At 68.3% G+C, this 19,643-nt stretch carries 19 protein-coding genes; 13 read left to right on the forward strand and 6 right to left on the reverse strand.

Annotated elements, in window-relative coordinates; genetic code table 11:
• Positions 1-12 precede the first annotated feature (12 nt).
• Positions 13-1,044 carry an L-erythro-3,5-diaminohexanoate dehydrogenase gene (locus OV208_RS13295; RefSeq protein ID WP_267574201.1) on the forward strand — a complete coding sequence of 344 codons (1,032 nt, stop codon included), beginning with the start codon at positions 13-15 and terminating at the stop codon, positions 1,042-1,044.
• On the opposite strand, the gene OV208_RS13300 is transcribed toward OV208_RS13295, so the two are convergent.
• The 3 genes from OV208_RS13300 to OV208_RS13310 all read right to left on the reverse strand — a co-directional run bounded on the left by OV208_RS13300 (position 1,041) and on the right by OV208_RS13310 (position 5,264).
• Positions 1,041-2,777: a glycosyl hydrolase family 18 protein gene (locus OV208_RS13300; protein WP_324291374.1), complete on the reverse strand. Its 1,737-nt coding sequence runs from the start codon at positions 2,775-2,777 to the stop codon at positions 1,041-1,043. The genes OV208_RS13295 and OV208_RS13300 overlap by 4 nt on opposite strands.
• Positions 2,778-3,044: 267 nt before the next feature.
• On the reverse strand, positions 3,045-3,659 hold the full coding sequence (locus OV208_RS13305) for an ankyrin repeat domain-containing protein (protein WP_267574203.1): 615 nt from the start codon (positions 3,657-3,659) through the stop codon (positions 3,045-3,047).
• 69 nt (positions 3,660-3,728) lie between these two features.
• A complete protein-coding gene (locus tag OV208_RS13310) occupies positions 3,729-5,264 on the reverse strand; it encodes a catalase (RefSeq protein WP_324291375.1) in 1,536 nt (511 codons plus the stop codon).
• Between the two features lie 354 nt (positions 5,265-5,618).
• Here OV208_RS13310 and OV208_RS13315 point away from each other — a divergent pair, with 354 nt between their 5' ends.
• The 5 genes from OV208_RS13315 to OV208_RS13335 are packed head-to-tail and all read left to right on the forward strand — an operon-like array spanning position 5,619 to position 9,654.
• Positions 5,619-7,169, forward strand: a complete 1,551-nt coding sequence (locus OV208_RS13315) for a lysine 5,6-aminomutase subunit alpha (protein WP_267574204.1) — start codon at positions 5,619-5,621, stop codon at positions 7,167-7,169.
• Positions 7,166-7,645, forward strand: a complete 480-nt coding sequence (locus OV208_RS13320; protein ID WP_267574205.1) for a hypothetical protein — start codon at positions 7,166-7,168, stop codon at positions 7,643-7,645. The genes OV208_RS13315 and OV208_RS13320 overlap by 4 nt, the downstream gene beginning before the upstream one ends.
• 4 nt (positions 7,646-7,649) lie before the next feature.
• Positions 7,650-8,435 (forward strand): OAM dimerization domain-containing protein, encoded by a 786-nt coding sequence (locus OV208_RS13325; RefSeq protein WP_120535160.1) that lies wholly within the window; start codon positions 7,650-7,652, stop codon positions 8,433-8,435.
• Positions 8,436-8,443: 8 nt separating this feature from the next.
• On the forward strand, positions 8,444-8,830 hold the full coding sequence (locus OV208_RS13330) for a hotdog fold domain-containing protein (protein ID WP_120544137.1): 387 nt from the start codon (positions 8,444-8,446) through the stop codon (positions 8,828-8,830).
• Positions 8,827-9,654 carry a 3-keto-5-aminohexanoate cleavage protein gene (locus OV208_RS13335; protein ID WP_267574206.1) on the forward strand — a complete coding sequence of 276 codons (828 nt, stop codon included), beginning with the start codon at positions 8,827-8,829 and terminating at the stop codon, positions 9,652-9,654. The genes OV208_RS13330 and OV208_RS13335 overlap by 4 nt, the downstream gene beginning before the upstream one ends.
• An 81-nt stretch (positions 9,655-9,735) precedes the next feature.
• Here the strand turns inward: OV208_RS13335 and OV208_RS13340 are convergent, their stop codons facing one another.
• Positions 9,736-11,199 (reverse strand): FAD-dependent monooxygenase, encoded by a 1,464-nt coding sequence (locus OV208_RS13340; RefSeq protein ID WP_267574207.1) that lies wholly within the window; start codon positions 11,197-11,199, stop codon positions 9,736-9,738.
• Positions 11,200-11,289: 90 nt separating this feature from the next.
• Between OV208_RS13340 and OV208_RS13345 the strand changes: the two genes are divergently transcribed.
• From OV208_RS13345 to OV208_RS13365, 5 genes are all read left to right on the forward strand, one after another.
• Positions 11,290-11,916, forward strand: a complete 627-nt coding sequence (locus OV208_RS13345; protein ID WP_267574208.1) for a TetR/AcrR family transcriptional regulator C-terminal domain-containing protein — start codon at positions 11,290-11,292, stop codon at positions 11,914-11,916.
• Between the two features lie 236 nt (positions 11,917-12,152).
• Positions 12,153-12,929 (forward strand): SDR family NAD(P)-dependent oxidoreductase, encoded by a 777-nt coding sequence (locus OV208_RS13350; RefSeq protein ID WP_267574291.1) that lies wholly within the window; start codon positions 12,153-12,155, stop codon positions 12,927-12,929.
• The gene (locus OV208_RS13355) at positions 12,919-13,713 is read left to right on the forward strand and encodes a class I SAM-dependent methyltransferase (RefSeq protein ID WP_267574209.1); all 795 of its coding nucleotides are present in this window, start codon (positions 12,919-12,921) and stop codon (positions 13,711-13,713) included. The genes OV208_RS13350 and OV208_RS13355 overlap by 11 nt, the downstream gene beginning before the upstream one ends.
• 89 nt (positions 13,714-13,802) lie before the next feature.
• Positions 13,803-14,354, forward strand: a complete 552-nt coding sequence (locus OV208_RS13360) for a hypothetical protein (RefSeq protein ID WP_267574210.1) — start codon at positions 13,803-13,805, stop codon at positions 14,352-14,354.
• 127 nt (positions 14,355-14,481) lie between these two features.
• Positions 14,482-14,886 (forward strand): hypothetical protein, encoded by a 405-nt coding sequence (locus OV208_RS13365; RefSeq protein ID WP_267574211.1) that lies wholly within the window; start codon positions 14,482-14,484, stop codon positions 14,884-14,886.
• A gap of 109 nt (positions 14,887-14,995) precedes the next feature.
• Here the strand turns inward: OV208_RS13365 and OV208_RS13370 are convergent, their stop codons facing one another.
• Positions 14,996-16,126 carry a hypothetical protein gene (locus tag OV208_RS13370; RefSeq protein WP_267574212.1) on the reverse strand — a complete coding sequence of 377 codons (1,131 nt, stop codon included), beginning with the start codon at positions 16,124-16,126 and terminating at the stop codon, positions 14,996-14,998.
• A 260-nt stretch (positions 16,127-16,386) separates the two neighbouring features.
• Between OV208_RS13370 and OV208_RS13375 the strand changes: the two genes are divergently transcribed.
• Together OV208_RS13375 and OV208_RS13380 are read left to right on the forward strand one after the other, a co-directional pair.
• On the forward strand, positions 16,387-17,328 hold the full coding sequence (locus OV208_RS13375; RefSeq protein WP_267574213.1) for a hypothetical protein: 942 nt from the start codon (positions 16,387-16,389) through the stop codon (positions 17,326-17,328).
• Between the two features lie 146 nt (positions 17,329-17,474).
• Positions 17,475-17,870 carry a LysM peptidoglycan-binding domain-containing protein gene (locus OV208_RS13380; protein ID WP_267574214.1) on the forward strand — a complete coding sequence of 132 codons (396 nt, stop codon included), beginning with the start codon at positions 17,475-17,477 and terminating at the stop codon, positions 17,868-17,870.
• 117 nt (positions 17,871-17,987) lie between these two features.
• Here the strand turns inward: OV208_RS13380 and OV208_RS13385 are convergent, their stop codons facing one another.
• A complete protein-coding gene (locus tag OV208_RS13385) occupies positions 17,988-19,547 on the reverse strand; it encodes a ChaN family lipoprotein (RefSeq protein WP_267574215.1) in 1,560 nt (519 codons plus the stop codon).
• Between the last annotated feature and the right edge of the window lie 96 nt (positions 19,548-19,643).

Here is a 19,643-nt window from a genome sequence, read left to right on the forward strand (position 1 = left end):
CGAGGAAACGCCATGGGCACTGATTCGTACGGGTTGTCGCGCGTCGTGGGTGAGAAGGGCGTGCTGCCGCAGCGCGCTCGCAAGCTGGACCCCTCGCTGCCGTGTCGCGAGGCGGAGATGCTCATCGACGTGGAGAGCCTCAACATCGACGCCGCGTCGTTCAAGCAGATCAAGGACGACGTGGGCGGCGACCCCGGCCGCATCGCCCAGCGCATCCAGGACATCGTGCTGGAGCGCGGCAAGATGCAGAACCCCGTCACCGGCTCGGGCGGCATGCTCATTGGCCGGGTGAAGGAGCTGGGCGCGAAGCACCCCGCCAACGGCGTGCTCAAGCAGGGGGATCGCATCGCCACGCTGGTGAGCCTGACGCTCACGCCGCTCGTCATCGAAGAGGTGAAGGCGGTGCACGTGGACATCGACCGGGTGGACATCCGGGGCCACGCGCTCATCTTCGCGAGCGGCATCTACGCGAAGCTGCCGGAGGACATGCCGGACACGCTGGCGCTCGCGGCGCTGGACGTGTGCGGCGCGCCCGCGCTGGTGGCGCGCTACGTGCGCCCGGGCATGACGGTGGCGGTGCTGGGGGCGGGCAAGAGCGGCGCGCTGTGCTTGGCGCAGGCCCGCCGCAGCCTGGAGAGCCGGGGCCAGTTGCTGGCGCTGGACATCTCCCAGAAGGCGCTGGATGCGCTGTCCGCCATCGGCCTGTGTGACGAGGCGCTGAAGGTGGACGCCACCCAGGGCGTGGACGTGATGGAGGCGGTGCAGAAGGCGACGGGCGGTCCGCTCTGCGACCTGGTGGTGAACTGCGCCAGCGTGGGCAACACGGAGATGGCGTCGCTCCTGTCCGTGAAGGACGGCGGCACGGTCATCTTCTTCTCCATGGCCACCAGCTTCACCACGGCGGCCCTGGGCGCGGAGGGCGTGGGCAAGGACGTCACCATGCTCGTGGGCAATGGCTACGTCCCTGGCCACGCGGCCCTCACGCTGGACCTCTTGCGCACCGAACCGTCCCTGCGACAGCTGTTCGAAGCGCGCTACGTCTAGGGCTTCAGGAAGGCCGTGTGCACGGCCTTCAGCAGCGGATCCCTCTCACCCAGCGGCTGTTCGCGCATGTGCCCCTGGTTGAGGGTCCAGATGATTCCGCCGCCCAGGCCCAGCTCCCGCGCCCAGCGTCCCTTCTCCGAGACGGAAGGGATGTCCTCGTAGGAGATGTAGTTGCACGCCTGGGGGCCGAACGCGGTGGGGAAGGCGAGGTAGGGCACCTTCGCCCTGTCGTCCCAGCGGTAGGCTTCCGGCTTGTAGTAGAGCGTCTGGATGTTGGCGTAACTCATCGCGTTGTCGCTCTGCTCCTCCGCGATGTCTTCCCGTCCGTCCAGGGGCGTGCGCGGCTCGGTCACGCCCTTCCAGCAGGTGCCGAAGAAACCGATGCCCACGCCCAGGCGCTGCGCTGGGACGCCCGCATCCAGGAAGGCCTTCACGGAGCTGGCGACGGAGCTGGGGTGGTTGTGGGTCTCGCCGAACAGCGCGCTGGAATGCCAGCTCTCCCACTGCCCCCAGTGCCCGCTCATCTTGTAGGCCATCACGTTCATCTGATCGACGCGGGCCGCCAGCTCCTTGTGGAACTCCGCATCCACCTTGCCCATCGCGAAGTTGGAGTTCACCCAGCCCACGGGCACCGTGATGATGATCTTCTCGTCCGCGGCGCGCAGCTCGTCCAGCAGCGCCAGCAGGGGCGGGCCGTCCTGGGGCAGGAGGATGGGCTCCCAGTCCACGTCGATGCCGTCGAACTCCAGCTCGTGCATCACCTTGATGATGTTCGCCACGAAGTTGCGCCGCTTCGCCACCGTCTCCGTCGCGGCCTTGAAGCCGTCGTACTCGCCCATGCCGCCCAGCATCAGCAGCGCCTTCTTGCCGGCCTTGTGCGCCCGCTGCGCCAGCGCCTTCGCGAGCAGGGGGCCTTCGAGCGCGGAGACGTCGAAATCCGTGTAGAGCGTACCGTCGATGCGCGGGCGGATGCGGCCCACCACCACGTGCGTGAGCAGGGACATGTCCACCGCGTCCACCGGGTACAGGTCGCGCTGGTAGCCCACCCAGTAGCCCATCACCCAGTTCGCCGGCGCCCCGCCAGGACGCGGCGTCACCGGCATCTTCGTGCTCACGGAGGGACCCTCGCCCAGCTCATTGGCGGTGCTCACGGTGAAGGTGTACGCGGTGCCGTTGTCCAACCCCTCGATGAGCACTCCCGACGCTGGTGCCGCCACCGACTTCGTGATGCCCCCGGGCGCCGCGGTGACCTTGAAGTACGACAGCGGCCGGCCGCCGAAGCTCGCCGGCACCAGCCAGCTCACGTACGCCTGACCATTGCCCGCCGTCGGAACCACCGAGCGCGGCTGTCCTGGCACCGTGGGGTTCGGGATGGTCATGCCCGCCAGCGGCGTCACGAGGTCGGTCTCCACGGAGGCCTGGCCCTCGCCCATCGCGTTCACCGCCGCGACCTTGAAGACATAGGTGATGCCGTTGTTCAGCCCCAGGATGGTGGCCTGCGTGTCGGGCACCTTCACCAGCGCGCCACCGCACTCGGGCACGCAGCGCACCACGTAGAACAGCAGCGCGCTGCCGCCATCGCTCGGGGGCACCGACCACGTCACCAGCGCGGCGGCATCTCCCGGCTGCGCGATGACCTGTTGCGGAGCCTCAGGGGGCGCGGGCGGAACCTCTGGCACCTTGCGCCCACCGAAGTCACAGCCACCCACCAGCACCGCGAGGGCCAAAACCACCCACCCTTGAACTGGCTTTGTCCGAAGGCCTGTCATCCCAGCGCTCCTGAAAAGGATTGGGATGTTATGCGGCCGGACCCCCGGTGCGAGTCAAGTCTAAGTGGAAAATTACGGTAATTTCGTATGGCCGGTAAAACGCGTATTAATCCGACTAATCCCATTCCCGCAGGGAATCACGAAACGTGAGGAGATGGGAATCCACCCTTTCAAGAGCGGCTGCTGAGAGGGGCAGCCAGCAGGCGCGAACCCCGACGAGAGCGTCAGGCGTCAGCGCACCCGGGCGGTCGGGGCCTCAGTGGGGAGGGCAGGGGCCACGGGGGCGACAGGCGCCTGGGTGCGGGCCCAGTCCTCGGCGGAGCGGCCACTGGCGTCGCGCACCGCGGGGGAGGCGCCCTGGTGCCGGAGCTGGTCGGCGACCTCGTCACGGCCGAAGAGCACCGCGAACATCAGCGCCGTCTGTCCCAGTCGGTTGGCCTGGTCCACCGCGCAGGGCTGGGAGGACAGCAGCTTCACGACGTCCGCGTAGCCCTTGAACGCGGCGCCCATGAGGGCGGTATTGCCCCGGTTGTCGCCCGCGCAGGCGTCCGCACCAGCGGCGAGCAGCGCCTTCACCGTCTGCGTGTGGCCGTGGTAGGCGGCGAGGATGAGGGGGGAGAAGCCCCGGGCGTCACGGGCCTCCACCGGCGTGCCGGCCTTCACGAGCCCGGCGACGATGTCGGTTTCGCCCTCGCGCGAGGCGGCGAGCAGGTAGCGCTCCGCATCGCTGGTGGCGAGCAGCCGTCCCTGGGGCGCTGGCGCACGCAGTGACAGCCACGCGGCGGTCAGCAGCGCACCCACCAACACCAGCAATCCCAACGAACCGAGCAGCAGCTTGCGAACCATGAGGGCGTCTCCAGAAAGGAACCCCCGTCCCGGCTGAACTGGGACAGGGGAGGGGTGGACCGCGACCGACTAGCGCGCGGCGAGCGGGGCGATGGCGGCCTTCGCGTCGTCCAGCTTCACGTTCACGGCCTTGGCCAGGCGCGTGCCGTAGTCCGCGTTGGCCGTGTAGAAGAAGCCGACCATGCGCGCCTTGACCTTCGCGTCACGCACGAGGCCCAGGTCGCCGGCCAGGTTCTTCACGAGCCGATCCTTGCCGCCCGCGTCCAGCGCCGCGTAGAAGGCGCCCGCCTGCGAGAAGTTGTCCGTCTTGTCGATGGCCTTCTGCTGCGTGGTGCCCGTCAGGGGAGAACTGGACAGCAGCGCCGCGGGCGTGTCCTGCGTCTCCTGGGTGATGCTGGGCTCGTAGTTCACGTCCGACTTCGTGTTGGACGCGTTCAGCGCGCCGGCCTGGCTGTTGTTATTCACGTTCGACTTCGCGTGGTTCACGGCCAGCTGCAGGTAGTTGGCGCCAATGCGGTAGCGCTGCGTGTCCGCGTAGGAGAAGAGGCGGCCCTGCAGCAGCCGGTCCTCGGACGGCTCGATGCCCGGCGGCGTCACGCCCGGGGAGAAAGCGGACTGCTCGGTCTCCTCGAAGAAGTTGTCCGGCATCTTGTTGAGCGTGAACTTGCCCAGCTTCACCGGGGCCAGCTTGTCCTTGGGCCACTCCTTCGTGGCATCCAGCGGATCAAACGCGAAGCCGTCCAGGTCCTTCGGATCCAACACCTGCACGCTCAGCTCCCACGAGGGGAACTTGTTCTGCTGGATGTTCGTGTAGAGGTCGTGCGTCGCGTGGGAGAAGTCCTGGCCACCGAGCTTCGTGGCCTCCTCCACGGTGAGGCCCTTCACGCCCTGCTGCGACTTCCAGTTGAACTTGACGTACTTCACCTCGCCCTTGGCGTTGACGAACTTGAAGGCGTGCACGCCGTTGCCGTCCATCTGCCGGTAGTTCGCCGGGATGCCCAGGTCCGAATAGAGCTGGGTCAGCATGTGCGTGGACTCAGGCTGGTGGCTGAAGAAGTCGAAGAAGCGGTTCGGGTCCTGCCGGTTGGTGATGGGCGACGGCTTCAGCGAGTGCACCATGTCCGGGAACTTGATGGCGTCGCGGATGAAGAAGATGGGCAGGTTGTTGCCGACCAGGTCCCAGTTGCCCTCGTCCGTGTAGAACTTCAGCGCGAAGCCGCGCGGGTCGCGCAGCGTCTCCGGCGAACCACTGGGGTGGATCACCGTGGAGAAGCGCACGAACATCGGCGTCGTCTTGCCCTTCTTGGAGAAGACCGACGCGCGCGTCAGCTGCGAGAAGTCCCCGTAGCTCTCGAAGGAGCCATACGCGCCCACGCCGCGCGCGTGCACCACGCGCTCCGGGATGCGCTCACGGTCGAAGCGCGCCAGCTTCTCGATGAGGGCGAAGTCCTCCAGGAGCACGCCGCCCCGGGGACCGGCCGTCTTGGAGCTCTGGTTCGTGCCCAGCGGCGCGCCAGAGTCCGTGGTGATGGGGGGAGGATTGCCGGCCGCCAGGGCAGGGGTGCCAGACAGCAGGACCGCGAGCAGCAGGGAGCGACGATTCAAGGGAACTCCTGAGGTGACTGGGGACACGGTCCCGCACAAAGCACGCCCCATGCCGCGCCAAAGAGCCTAGGAATTTCAAATGCTTGGAGTCTGATGCCGCCAAGGTTCACCGCCCTGTCGGTGTTTCCACCGGGATTCCGGTAAGCGATTTCACCGCTCTGACGGTGTTCCAGTCAGCACCGAAAATTCGGTGTGGGCAGTGGCAGGCGCTGGATGAGGTTGACGCCCTCCGTCATCTAGAGCGTGGGCGTGCTGCTTCTCGCCATTCAAGAGGCGCGCTGCGGCATCGTCACCGGGCGTGCGGGGGCCCGGGTTCTTGAGCCCATTGGCGCTTTGCTCGGGTAGGGTGCGCGCATGTCAGGCCCGTTTATCGACGACGCGCGGATTGCTGAGGCGCGGAAGCTGGCGGACGAGATCGTCAACCCGATCTTCGACCTCATCCAACACAACACCACTGTCTCCAACGAGCGCACCGTGCTGCGCTTCTTCGGCCTCTCCGGGGCGGGGGCGCGCGGCGTGCCGCTCGCCAACCTCATGGTGGACAAGCTGAAGGCCGCGGGCGTGCTCAACCGGGGGGCCGCGTACTGGTATGGCCGCGCGCTGCAACTGGGGGCCAAGAGCCCGCTGGAAGCAGTGGAGCGACTCACCGCGCTGCCCACGGACAAGATGGGCGTGCTGTCTCCAGAGATGGAGGCCAACCTGCGCGACGAGGTGCGCTCGGAGGCCCGCGCGGCGATGGAGGAGTTGAAGGCGCGCATCGCCCAGCGCAACGCGCTTCGTGAGCAGTTCCCCATGTCACCCGCGCCGCACAAGTACGTCATCGTCGCCACGGGCAACATCTACGACGACGTGGATCAGGCCCGTGCCGCGGCGCAGGCGGGCGCGGACGTCATCGCGGTCATCCGCTCCACGGCGCAGTCGCTGCTGGACTACGTGCCGCACGGCGCGACGACGGAGGGCTACGGCGGCACCTACGCCACCCAGGAGAACTTCCGCGTGATGCGCGAGGCCCTGGACGACGAGAGCCGCAAGCTCAAGCGCTACATCCAGTTGACCAACTACTCCTCCGGCCTGTGCATGTCGGAGATCGCCTTCTGCGCGGCCTACGAGCGGTTGGACATGCTGCTCAACGACGCGATGTACGGAATCCTGTTCCGCGACATCAACATGCGCCGCACGTTCATCGACCAGTACTTCAGCCGCCGCATCTGCGCCCTGGCCGGCATCATCATCAACACCGGCGAGGACAACTACATCACCACGGCGGACGCGTACGACGCGGCCCACACGGTCATCGCCAGCCAGTTCATCAACGAGTGCTTCGCCAAGCGCGCGGGCCTGAAGGACTGGCAGTTGGGCATCGGGCACTCGTACGAAATCGATCCGTATCGCGACGACACGCTCCTGCTGGAGCTGTCGCAGGCGATGCTGGTGCGCCGCTGCTTCCCGGACGCGCCGCTCAAGTACATGCCGCCCACCAAGCACAAGGAGACGGACATCTTCTTCAGCCACGCGTACGACGTGATGGCGGACCTGGTGGCCATCTGGACGCGGCAGGGCATCCAGCTGTTGGGGATGATGACGGAGGCCATGCACACGCCGCTGCTCGCGGACCGGTACGTGGCACTCAAGTCCGCGTCGTACATCCACCGTGCGGCGCGCGGCATCGACGAGGAGTTCACCGTCCGCGAGGACGGGAAGATCGCCAACCGGGCGCGTGAGGTGTTCGCCAACGCGGAGCAGCTGCTGCGCGAGTGCCATGCCGAGGGCATGGTGGCCGCCATCGGCAAGGGCCGCTTTGGCGACGTCAAGCGCGAGGAGACCGGTGGCAAGGGCCTGGACGGCGTGGTGCCGAAGGCTCCGGATTACTTCAACCCGTTCCTTGAAATGCTGGAGGCGTCATGATCGTCAGTACCTTCCTGACTGTGATGTTGGCCGCGGGCGGTTCCGCGGATGCGCTGACGAACGTGTCGGTGAAGAACGTGTCGCTGAAGGCCCCGGCGGCGTGGACTCGCTCGAACACCGAGGGCTCGGAGAAGTTCCTGGCGCCTTCGGGTGACGCCTACTTCCTGGTGGACGTGGGCGCGGTGCAGACCGCGGGCATGAAGGCGGAGGTCTGTCGCCAGAAGATCCTCGCGAGCATCGGCGGCACCAGTTGGACGATGGTGAAGGTGGGCGGTCAGCCGGCGGCCTTCAAGTCGGACACGGACGCCGCTCCGGACGGCAGCGGCAACGTGGACACGGTGACGTACGTGGGCTGCAACGGGAAGACCACGTGGTCCGTCGTCTTCTACATGGAGCAGGGCAAGAAGGACCGTTTCGCCGCGGTGGCCGAGAAGGTGGGCACCAGCGTGACGTTCACCCCGCCCAAGGGAAAGTAAGCCGATGGTGAAGCCGAGCAAGCAGATCATCCGCCCCTACGGCGACCGGCGCGACGACGGCATGGTGCAGCTGTCGTTCACGCTGCCCGTGCCGCTGTCGGAGAAGGCGAAGGAGGCCGCCGCCCAGTTCACGAAGCAGATGGGCTTCACCGACGTGAAGGTGGCGGCCGCCGAACGCGCGGCGGACCAGTACACGTTCTTCGTCGTCTACGCGCGCTCCGCCGTGTCGCTGGACTACGCGGAGATCGACGTGCCGGAAGTGGTGGTGCGCAAGATGGGGTTCAACGACCTCAACGCGCTCATCAAGGAGAAGGTGGGCCGCCGCATCGTCGTCTTCGGTGCGTGCACCGGCACGGACACGCACACGGTGGGCATCGACGCCATCCTGAACATGAAGGGCTACGCGGGCGACTACGGCCTGGAGCGCTACCCCGGGTTCGAGGCGTTCAACCTGGGCAGCCAGGTGCCGAACGAGGACCTGATCAAACGCTCCATGGCGAAGCACGCGGACGCCATCCTGGTGTCCCAGGTCGTCACGCAGCGCGACGTGCACAAGGACAACTCGCGCCAGTTCATCGACGCGGCGAAGGCCGCGGGCATCCACGGCAAGACGCTGCTGCTCTTGGGCGGGCCGCGCGTGGATCACAAGCTGGCGCTGGAGCTGGGCTTCGACGCGGGCTTCGGGGCGGGCACGAAGCCGTCCGACGTGGCGAACTACATCGTGCACGCGGTGTTGAAGAAAGAGGGCAAGGAGTCCCAGGACTCCCACTACCAGGGGGAACCCACGTGAGCACGGGCGTGAAGGCGGTACTGCGGCTGCGCATGGGCAGCCATGACGCGCACTACGGCGGCAACCTGGTGGACGGGGCGAGGATGCTCGGCCTGTTCGGCGACGTGGCCACGGAGCTGTGCATCCGCTCCGACGGGGACGAGGGCCTGTTCCGCGCCTACGACGCCGTGGAGTTCCTGGCGCCGGTGTACGCGGGCGACTTCATCGAAGCGGAGGGTGAAATCGTCAGCGTGGGCAACACGTCGCGCAAGATGCGCTTCGAGGCGCGCAAGGTCATCCGTCCGCGTCCGGACGTGAACGACTCCGCGGCGGACGTGCTGCCGGAGGCCGTCGTGGTGTGCCGCGCGACGGGCACGTGCGTCGTTCCCAAGGACAAGCAGCGGGGGCAGAAATGAGCACGCCCATGCTGATCACCGCGGCCATGGTGGGCGCGGAGACGACGCGCGAGCAGACGCCGTACCTGCCCATCACCGCGGAGGAGATCGCGGAGGACGCGGTGAAGTGCCGTGAGGCCGGCGCCGCGATGGTGCACCTGCACGTTCGCACGGCGGACGGCAAGCCGTCTCAGGACGCGGAGCTGTTCCGAGCGGCCATCCGGGCCATCCGCAAGCGCACGGATGTGCTCATCCAGACGTCCACGGGCGGCGCGGTGGGCATGGGCGTGGACGAGCGCTGCGGCGCGCTGACGCTCACCGGCGCGGACAAGCCGGACATGGCCACGCTCACCACGGGCACGGTGAACTTCGGGGAAGAGGTGTTCTGGAACCCGAGGCCGCTGGTGCGCGACATCGCAAAGCGCATCCGTGCGATTGGCTTGCGTCCGGAGCTGGAGTGCTTCGACGTGGGGATGATCGACGAGGCGCGCTACCTGGCGAAGGAGGGCCTGGTGGAGATGCCGGCGCACTTCGACTTCGTGCTGGGCGTGCCGGGCACGTTGCAGGCGCGGCCGGAGGTGCTGGACTTCATGATCGCCTCGTTGCCGGAGGGCTGCACCTGGACGGTGGCGGGCGTGGGGCGTCAGCAGCTTGCGTTCGTGGACGAGGCCGCGAAGCGCGGCGGCAACGCGCGCGTGGGCCTGGAGGACAACATCTACCTGTCCAAGGGCGTGCTCGCGAAGGGCAACCATGAGCTGGTGGCCGAGGCCGCGAAGCGCGCCCGTGCCCACGGCCGTGAACTCGCGACGCCCGAACAGGCCCGGCAGCTCCTGCGCCTGGGCTGAGCCGGTTCGATGTGAACGAGCGGCCCGGGTGCGGTGAACGCCCCGGGCCTTCGTGTTTCTAGGGGGCTTTCTCAACGAGGCTCATGCAGCCCACGCCCAGCCCACGTGGCCGTCGGGCCGCACCAGCATTCCGCCCACGTTCTGGAGTTCATCGCGCCCGGCGGGGGCTCGTGCTCGCAGGTGCGTGACGTTCGACGGCCACCCCGGTTCCCAGCGGGGCAGGGCACGTGAGTCATCGCCCAGTCCCAGCAACAACCACCGCCCCGGGTGCAGCGCCGAGTAGAGCGGCACGTCCGTGCCGTCCTCCCCGCGAAGCTCCAGGTCGCCCAGCCTGCGTCCGCTCCACTCAGGCAACAGCGGTGTGTCCACCTGGGGCGAGGGAACATCCAGCGCCGCGTAGCCCACGTCGAGCGCGCTGATGGAGTCAGCGAACTCCCGGTTGAGCTTCGGGGCCCGCAGCAGGTCGCTCATCAGCGTGCGCAGGGCGAGGGTCTCCTGCGTGGCGCCTATGAGCGCGGTCTGCGCGAGCGTGTTGCGGATGAGCGCATCGCCCACGGGCCGGCGCTCGCCCTGGTAGCTGTCCAGCAGCACGTCCGGCGCGCCGTCCTTCACCACCGCCGCGAGCTTCCATCCCAGGTTCATTGCGTCCTGGAGACCGACGTTGAGCCCCTGGCCTCCCGCCGGAAAATGGATGTGCGCGGCATCCCCTGCGAGCAGCACGCGTCCGTCGCGATACCGCTCCGCGAGCCGCGTCTCATTGCCGAAGCGCGACAGCCACCGGGGCTCCTTCATCCCGAAGTCCGTGCCAGCGATGCGCGTGACGCTCTCCCGCAGTTCATCGAGTGTGACGGGCTCGCGCAGCGGCACCTGTTCGCGGAGCGGATCATTGACGACGATGCGATGAACGCCCGGTGCCATGGGCACCACCATCACTCCGCCCCGCGTGTTCGTGATGCCGATGGCGGGCTGCGAAGGCGGCGCCGCGAGCGTCACGTCCCCGAGCACCGCCGTGCGCGTCACGTCCGTCCCCGGAAACGCGATGCCCGCGAGCCTTCGCACCGCGCTCCGAGCCCCATCCGCTCCCACCACGAAGCGAGCTCGGACCCGGAACGCTCCCGCTTCCGACGTACCCTCCAGCTCCACCCCTTCCACATCCTGGCGCAGCACCTCCACGGTGTGTCCCCGATGCACCGCCACGCCCAACTCCCGGGCCCGCGCTTCCAGGAGCGCCTCCGTCACGGCCTGCGGGATGAACAGCGTGTAGGGGAAGCGCGTGTCCAGCACGCTGAAGTCCAACCGCGTGTCCAACATAGCGAAGTGCCCGGTGGGCAGTGGCCGTCCGCGCTCCAGGAACCGTCCCTCCAGGCCGCGCAGCGCCAGCACCTCCAGCGAACGCGGGTGCAGCGTCAGCGCCCGTGACTCGCGCACAGGCTCCGCGCGCCGTTCGAACATCTGGACCCGGACCCCCGCCAGCGCCAGCTCGCACGCCAGCATCAGCCCGGTGGGACCGCCTCCCACCACGGCGACATCAAGGACTTCCGCCATGACCGACCTCCTGCCCGAAGGCTCAAACTAACGTTGTTAGGGATCGACTAACGGTGTTAGTTTGTCAAGTCAGCGAGGGACGACCGGGGCATGCGAATCCAGCGGGAGCAGGTGGTGGCGGCGGCGTGGGCGCTGCTGGATGAGGCCGGCCTGGAGGGCCTGACGATGCGCGTGCTGGCGAAGGCGCTCTCCATCCAGGCCCCGTCGCTGTACTGGCACTTCCCGGGCAAGCAGGCCCTGCTGGATGCGATGGCGGACACGCTGCTCCAGGACGTGGCGCGGACGCTGACGGCGGACTCGCCCTGGGAGACGGTGGTGCGCACCCTCGCGGGGGACCTGCGGCGCGCGTTCCTCCAGCACCGGGACGGGGCTCGCGTCTATGCGGGCACCTTCGTGGTGTCCGAGCACACGCTGCGCGTCAGCGACACCCTCATCGGCTCCCTGGGCGGGGCGGGGCTGGGGCCGCGCGATGCGGGCTGGGCGACGTTCACCGTGCTCGACTACGTGCTGGGCTTCACCATCGAGGAGCAGGGCTTCACTGCTCAGGCGTCCGAGACAACGGAGCGCGCAGGAGCCCTGCGGGAGTTGGCCTCGGCGCGTTATCCCCATGCGGCCGGCGCGTTGGACGCCATCCTGGACCGCGACTTCGACCGTCGCTTTGACTTCGGCCTGGACCTGCTCGTCGCAGGACTTCGCGCCCGGATGCAGGCTGCGTAGCGGGAAGCTCCCTGACTGCCCGTGCCATGCCGCGCTTCGCGGGGCTTCGCGTTCGGATGTCGGCTCCGGAGTGGAGTGCCCCGTCAGGAACGGTGCTCCCATTTCGTCCCGCTGCCCGTCACTCAGCCGTCCCCCGACACCTCCGCCCGTTGTCGCCGCTGTCCATGCATTACGGCTCGGGCATCATGCCGCGCATCGCTCCCGGCCTGACGGGAGCCCACGAGGAGTCCCCGGCGATGGACACGGAGCTGCAAGGCAAGGGTGTGCTGGTGACGGGGGGCGCGGGCGGCATCGGCTCGGCGCTGGTGCGGGCGTTCGCGGGCGAGGGCGCCAGGGTGGCGGTGCACTACCACCGGAGCCAGGAGAAGGCGGCGGTGCTCGCCCGTGAAGTGGGGGGCACGTCGGTGCGCGCGGACCTCACGGTGGAGGCGGACGTGGACGCGCTGGTGCCCTCGGCGGTGAAGGACCTGGGCCGGCTGGACGTGCTGGTGTGCAACACCGGCGTGTGGCCCGCGCCGGATGAGCCGGTGTGGAAGATGTCGCTGGAACGCTGGCGCCGCACGCTGGCGGAGAACCTGGACAGCGTGTTCCTGAGCTGCCGCGCGTTCCTGCGCCACGTGGAGACCACGGGCACGGGCAACATCGTCATCATCAGCTCCACGGCGGGCCTGTTCGGCGAAGCGGGCCACGCGGACTACGCGGCGGCGAAGGGCGCGCTCGCGAGCGGCTTCGTCAGGAGCCTGAAGAACGAACTGCACCGCATCGCGCCCATGGGCCGCGTCAACGTGGTGTGTCCGGGCTGGACGGCGGTGGACCGCAACCGCGACAAGCTGACCGATCCGAAGTTCGTCGACCGCGTCACGCGGACGATGCCGCTGCGCAAGGTGGGGCAGCCAGAAGACGTGGCGCGGGTGGTGGTGACGCTCGCGTCGGACCGCATCTCCGGACACGTGACGGGAGAGGTCGTCACCGTGGCGGGGGGCATGGAAGGCAGGGTGCTGCATGAAGGCTGAAGTGGACGTGCGGGCGTACAACCGCGAGGCGTGGAACGGCGAAGTGGGCCGGGGCAACAAGTGGACCCTGCCGGTGTCCCCGGAGGTCATCGCCGCCGCGCGCCAGGGCGAATGGAGCCTGGTGCTCACGCCGACGAAGCCCGTGCCGCGCGCGTGGTTCGGGGAGCTGGCCGGCAAGGACGTGCTGGGGCTCGCGAGCGCGGGCGGTCAGCAGTGTCCGGTGCTCGCGGCGGCGGGCGCGAACGTCACCGTGTTCGACAACTCGCCCGCGCAGCTCGGGCAGGACCGCCTGGTGGCCGAACGCGAGGGCCTGACGCTGAAGCTCGTGGAGGGCGACATGAAGGACCTGTCCGCCTTCGCCGACGCGAGCTTCGACCTCATCTTCCACCCGTGCTCCAACTGCTTCGTGGACGCCATCCTCCCGGTGTGGCGCGAGGCCTTCCGCGTGCTGCGTCCCGGCGGCGTGCTCCTGGCGGGCATCTGCAACCCGGTCCGCTACCTCTTCGACCCGGCGCAGGAAGAGCAGGGCGTGATGCGGCTCAAGTACACGATGCCGTACTCGGACTTCACCAGCCTCACCGACGAGGAGCGCCGCCGCTACACCGACAAGGCCGAGCCCATGGTCGTGGGGCACTCGCTGGAGGATCAACTGGGCGGACAGCTTGCCGCGGGCTTCGTGCTCACCCACCTCTTCGAGGACAAGTACGAAGAGAAGGACCTGCTCTCCACGTTCCTGCCCTCGTTCATGGCCACGCGCGCGGTGAAGCCACCCCTGCGTCCGTGACGCGGATGTGGGTTGCGCTCCGGAGTTGAAAAAGCCTACAGGGGCGGAGTCCGGGTTTCTCCGGACATTCCCCCTTGTAGGAGTCACCCATGAAGCTGTCCCTGCGTCTCTCCGCGCTGTTGCTCGCCGGCGTTTCCGTTCTCGGTCTGGGCTGTGAAGGCTCGGGCGCGCGTGATCCGCTGAACACCATCGAAGCGGGCGCGCCGGTGTCCGTGGAGCCTCAATTCGCGCAGGTGGAGCAGGGCGCGGTGGGCGACACGTTCCTGCGCTGTACACAGCCGCAGGACGGTTCATACCTGGAGGTCGTGCAGACGGCGACGGGCTACGAGGCGGCCACGGTGACGGAGGCGTACGACCCGTGGGACTGCCGCTGTACGTACCTGAATCGCGTGGTGCTGGGGCAGTACACCCGCTGCAACCGCTCCACGGTGGACCCGCGCATCCTGAACTGCTTCCGCATCGAGCCCAACGGCACGACGGGCAAGGTGGTGCTGTCCACCACGCGCGTGCAGAAGACGCAGATGGTCATCGGCGGGACGCAGACGGTGTCGTACTCGGAGCTGAGCATCGCGGCCATCAACCAGGACCCGGGCCAGACGCCGCGCAAGGACTTCACCTACACGCTGGCGGACTGCCAGTAATCCCGGCCGTCCGGAGCGGGATTTAACCTTTCGCCGGCTCCGGGGTTTCAACTGTCAGAGCACGACGGAAGCGGGCCTGCACGGCTGCTTCCGCCGCGCTTCCGACCCGAACCTGGAGTCCACCACCATGTCGCTGAAGTCCATTCTTCGCGGTACCGCCGTCGCCACGCTGCTGTTCGCCGTGCCCGTGTTCGCCCAGACCGCCCCGACGTCCGAGTCCGCGCCCCAGAAGTCCGGCCAGTGCGAGAAGGGCGGCCGTGGCAAGCACGGGGGTGGCAAGCACGGGGGTGGTCACAAGTTCGGCCGCATGGAGCACCGGCTGGACAAGCAGGTCGCCGAAGGTCGCCTCTCCCAGACCCAGGCCGACGGCTTCAAGGCCGAAGCCAAGGCGCTGCACGAGGAGATGAACGCCGCCCGCGCCGCCGCCAACGGCCAGGTGGATGAAGCCCAGCGCTCGCAGTTCAAGGAGCGCCGCCGCGCGCTGAAGGAGAAGATCAAGGCCGCGCTGGCGCCCACGCAGCAGGGCGCCTGAGGCTCGAGGTGATGGGGGCGCGTGACGAGGGGACCGGTTGGCGCGGACCGACCGGGCCCCCTGTCGCCGGGAGTCCCCTGGGTGCGTCGGCTCGCCGTGCCGGTAGGGCTCAAGCGCCGTCGAAGCGGAATTCGTTGTAGGCGTCACCCAGGGCGGTCTGCGAACCGTAGCCATCCCACAGGACGAGGGGATTGCCATTGCCCCCGCCGCCCGTGGAGTTCTTCGCCACCACGTACTTGCCGGACCCCTGGTGATACAGATGGCCATCCTGGGTCAGGACGAATTTGTTGTAGTCGTCGCCTGACGGGGCCTGGGAGCCATAGCTGTCCCACAGGACGAGGGTATTGCCATTTCCCCCGCCGCCCGTGGAGTCATCCGCCACGACGTATTTGCCGCTCCCCTGATGGTAGAGATGACCATCGTTGGCCAGGACGAACGTGTTGTAGTCGTTGCCTGACGGAGCCTGTGAGCCATAGCCATCCCACAGGACGAGGGGATTGCCATTGCCCCCGCCTCCCGTGGAGTCCTTCGCCACGGCATACTTGTCCGAGCCGGCGTGCCGCAGGTGGCCCTTCCCCTTGATGACGAGGTCGGTGTACCACCGGCCCCAACCGGCGTTCAGCAGGTAGGCGTTGAAGTCCTGCTCATTGACGGGCTGGATGCTCTCATCCAGGGTCTCCGGCGAATCCTTGAACACCAACGCGAGGAAGAAGAACTCTCCGTTCCTCTCCACGTACGAAGTGTTTCCGACAGACAGCGCGGCCCGTGTGTCGTTGTTGGCGGTGACCCGCGTGCAGTACACGAGCACGGCCTGGTACACGTAGAAGGTGGCGGGCCCCGTGACGGTGTCCGTCCAGGACTCGGTGGTTTCGGACGAGATTCCCTGCGTGTAGGTGAAGCCCGTCGTGACCTCCATGGACGCGTCGCAGCCCAGGATGTTGACGCCCACCGAAGCCTTCACTTCCGTGGAGACGGACGTCTCGGACGAATAGCCCTTCTTCTTTTCGAACGTGTGGGAGCTGCTGGTTCCATCCGGGATGTATCGCTGCGAGATGTACTCGAGCAGGGCGCCGATCGGCTTGGTGAACGCCGGGTACAGCTTTCCTCCCGCGCCGATCGGCTTCGCGCTCACCCAGTCCTCCACCCTGACGATGCAGGCCTGCTGGGCTGTTTTTCCGATGATGGCATTGTCGAGATTGAAGTTGTCGGAGACCGTCTTCAGGTTGTCGAAGTCTGCCATTGGGATGTCCCTTTTCGTGCCGTGCCGCGAAGGTCCGCCGCGAGGGGTTTGCACGTTCCGTTCCTGACAGCCCTTCATCGAAAGGGTGGGGTGCCGGGCCCACCCCGACGCGTCATGCGACTCGCGTTGACGTGTCAGGGGGCCCCTGACGTGTCAGGGCCTCGGCCGTGAGGAGCCGCGCCATCTGGATGTGCCAGGGGACGTGACCGCTGGGACCGGTTGGCGCAGACTGACGGGGCCGCCTGTCGCCGGGAGTCCCCATGGTTCGCTGTCTCCTTGTCGTGGTGGTGCTGCTGACCGGTGGTTGCCGTGCGCATTCGGCCGCGGTGCCAGAGAGCGGGCCGCCGGTCGCGCCTCCCGCCGAGGCGGACAAGCCGGTGACGCTGGTGGCGGACGAAGAGCTGCTGCGCGTGCAGAAGCGCGCCCGCTACATCGTCGCCTCGGAGCAGGGCTCCATCCGCGCCACGGACCTGCTGCTGAAGCGGACGGACCTGGACCGCACGCGGATGAACTGGTTCTTCACCGTGCCGCGCGGCAACGCCTGGTACACCGTCTTCGGGCGCTTCAACCCGCAGGACGTGTTCGTCCCGGCCTACGCGTACCGGGCGCCCATCGAGTTCTCCTCCGAGATGGAGGACTTCCCGGTGGAGTCGCTGCCCGAGGGCATGGAGGCCGTGGCGCGGGCCGTGAGTGCCGCCTGCGAGCGCGTCTACGAGGTGCACGGCCGCAAGCAGCTCAACCCCGTCGTGGTGGAGGAGGACGGCGCCCTCACCGTGTACGTGCTCCAGGGCTTCGACAGCTCGAGCCTGTACCTGCTGGGCGGCGACTTCCGCTTCCGCTTCAGCAAGGACGGCCGCCAGAAGCTCCAGGAGCTGCCCCTGCACCAGGGCCTCATCCCCGTGTCCATCGCGCCGGATGGCGACGGGGAGCGGCCGGCCTTCTCCGCGCACGCGCACGTGCTCTTCCCAGGGCCCATGGAGACGGAGCTCGCGCTGGTGATGCTCTATCCGGTGCTGGGGGGCCTGTTCGTGGGCGTGTCGGACCAGGACTGCATCTACGCGCTGTCCCCCGACGGCACCATCCGCGCGGTGCGCCTGAGCCGCGAGGAGGTCCTCCGGGAGCTGCGTTCGGACGGCACCTTCGCGCCCCCCGAATCCCTGGTGCCCCCGAAGGACGAAGAGGGCGCGGGCGTGGTGCTCTGAACAGCGCCCGGCGCCGCACTGTTGAGCTTCGACCATCCCTGTCGCCCGGGTCCCGTCGCGTGTGGGTGGGGAGTGCCTAGAGTGCTCCGCCTCATGTGGACGCAGGCGCGTGGCGTGCGTCCACGGACACCCGATAGGAGGACGTGATGGCCTTGCAGAACGACTACCAGGACGTGCTGGACGTGGCGAAGAACGTGGGCGCCAAGGTCGAGACCCGTGAGGAAGGCGGCAAGCTCATTATCAAGGGCACGGTGGAGCACGCCTTCGACCGCGATCGCATGTGGGATCAGATCAAGGCGAAGCACCCGAAGTGGAGCGAGGAGATCATGGTCAACCTGACCGTGACCCACGCGGAGCCCTACGGCATCCACACCGTGAAGTCGGGCGACACGCTGGGCAAGCTGGCCCGCGACATCTACGGCGACGCGAAGCTGTACCCGAAGATCTTCGAACTCAACAAGGACCAGCTCAAGGACCCGGACAAGATCCAGGTGGGCCAGAAGCTCAAGCTGCCGCCGAAGACGATCGTCAACGTGGCGTAGTCACGCCGCTGTTTCCCTGGCCGGCGGTGGCCTTCTTCGCGGCTTCGCGGAAAGGCGACCGTCGGCACCGGGGACCTGCTTCACGCCGGGGAGAGCTCCCGGCGGAAGTGGGGAAGCTCAGGCTCCGCGCAGCCGCTCGGCCCAGGCGAAGTAGGCCTTCCGGGGATCGTCGAGTGGGTCGCGGAAGAGGGCGCGGATGTCGGCGGTGTCCACCTGGCCGGAGTCGAAGGCGCGGTAGAGGCTGTCGCCCAGCAGGTAGCCGAGCGCATGGCTGACGCCGTGGAAGAGGCGGTCGCGGCGCAGGGGCAGCAGCTTCACGGCCTCCTCGGGCGCTTCGCCCTCCGTGGCCTTGTGGGCCAGGACGAAGGCGGCGATCTGCCGCTCCAGGCCCCGGGCTTCGCCGAAGCGCTTCGCCCACTCCGACACGTTGGGGCACGTGCGGCGCGGGTTGATGAGCTTGGAGCCGAAGAAGCCCAGCGCCTCTTCCAGGCAGCGGGCGTAGAAGGCCTCGGACGCGCCGCGCGGGGCGTCCATGGCGTCACCCACGGCGCAGTGGCGCACGAAGTGGGCGGCCTCTTCGGCGGCGTGGTTGAGCGACAGCGACGCGAGGTAGGCCGTGCGCGCGCGGGGGATGTAGCCGCTCTCGCGCGACAGGATGTGCTTGCGCAGCTGGGACACCTCCGCCTGGGTGAACCGGCCGCGCTGCCGGATGCGGGCGAGCACGTCGCCGTCCGCCGCCGTCGTCACCTCCACGGAGTCCAGCGCCCGACCCACCGGCACACCCGCGAGCCGACCGATGAGCTCCGCCATCTCCCGGAAGCGCTCCGCGGCGCTGCGGTCCATCAGCGGGGCGTCGTCGCCTTCGGCCTCCAGGTAGTCCAGGAAGCTCTGCTGGCAGAGGACGGGCGAGGCGTTCATCAGGCACAGCGCGCCGTCCGCCAGCTCCACTGCCTCCGCGGAGCCCAGCCGGCCCTCGCGGGCGAGGCGCCACCAGAGGCCTTCGGCGTTCTGGTACACGACGAGTCCCCGGCGCGGGTGGTCTTCTCCAAGGGCGCGCTCCACCTGCGCGGGCAGGTGGCAGGGCGCGGCGTGGAACTGGCCCACCAGCACCATGACGAGCGGGACATCCTCGGCGCGGGCCACGCGGGCGATGCGTTCGGCGGCGAAGGCGTCCCGCAGCGCGAGCGAACGCTCCCCCTGGGCCCGCCGGTCGATGGCCGCCACCGACAGCTTGTGGCGCTTCGCGAAGTGGAGCACGGCGCGGATGCCTGCGCCCGGACCGAAGCCGGTGGTGGGGCCGTGGCCCAGCCGGGACAGGAGGGTGCGCTCCGGCAGGCGTCCCGCGAGGTACGCGTCCAACGCCGCCTGATGACGACCTTCCACGCATTCGAGCGCCAGCACGACGCGACGCCCGGAGGCGAGCGCGCGCTCGGCGAGGTCCAGGTACGTCTGCTGGGCCAGGGGCAGCGTGTGGTAGTCGCCGACGTAGACGAGGTCGGAGGCCGCGATGCGCTGGTGCACGTGGGAGACGGGCACGACGCGCTGGTAGGTGCTCGTGCGACGCCGATAGCGCGCCTCGTAGGCACGGAAGGCGTCGGTGCGGCCTTCCACCACCCGTGCAATCTGGGCGCGTTGGCGGCGGAAGAGGGCGAGGTGAAGGGCTAGCGACGCGCGCATGGAGAGCTGAGGCAACGTCGCACGCGCTTCCGGGGGCGGCAAAAAATCAGCGGGAAGGACGCAGGTGGCTTGCTTGACTCGAATGGCCCTGCAACG

Source organism: Corallococcus sp. bb12-1, assembly GCF_026626765.1.
Taxonomy (GTDB): domain Bacteria; phylum Myxococcota; class Myxococcia; order Myxococcales; family Myxococcaceae; genus Corallococcus; species Corallococcus terminator.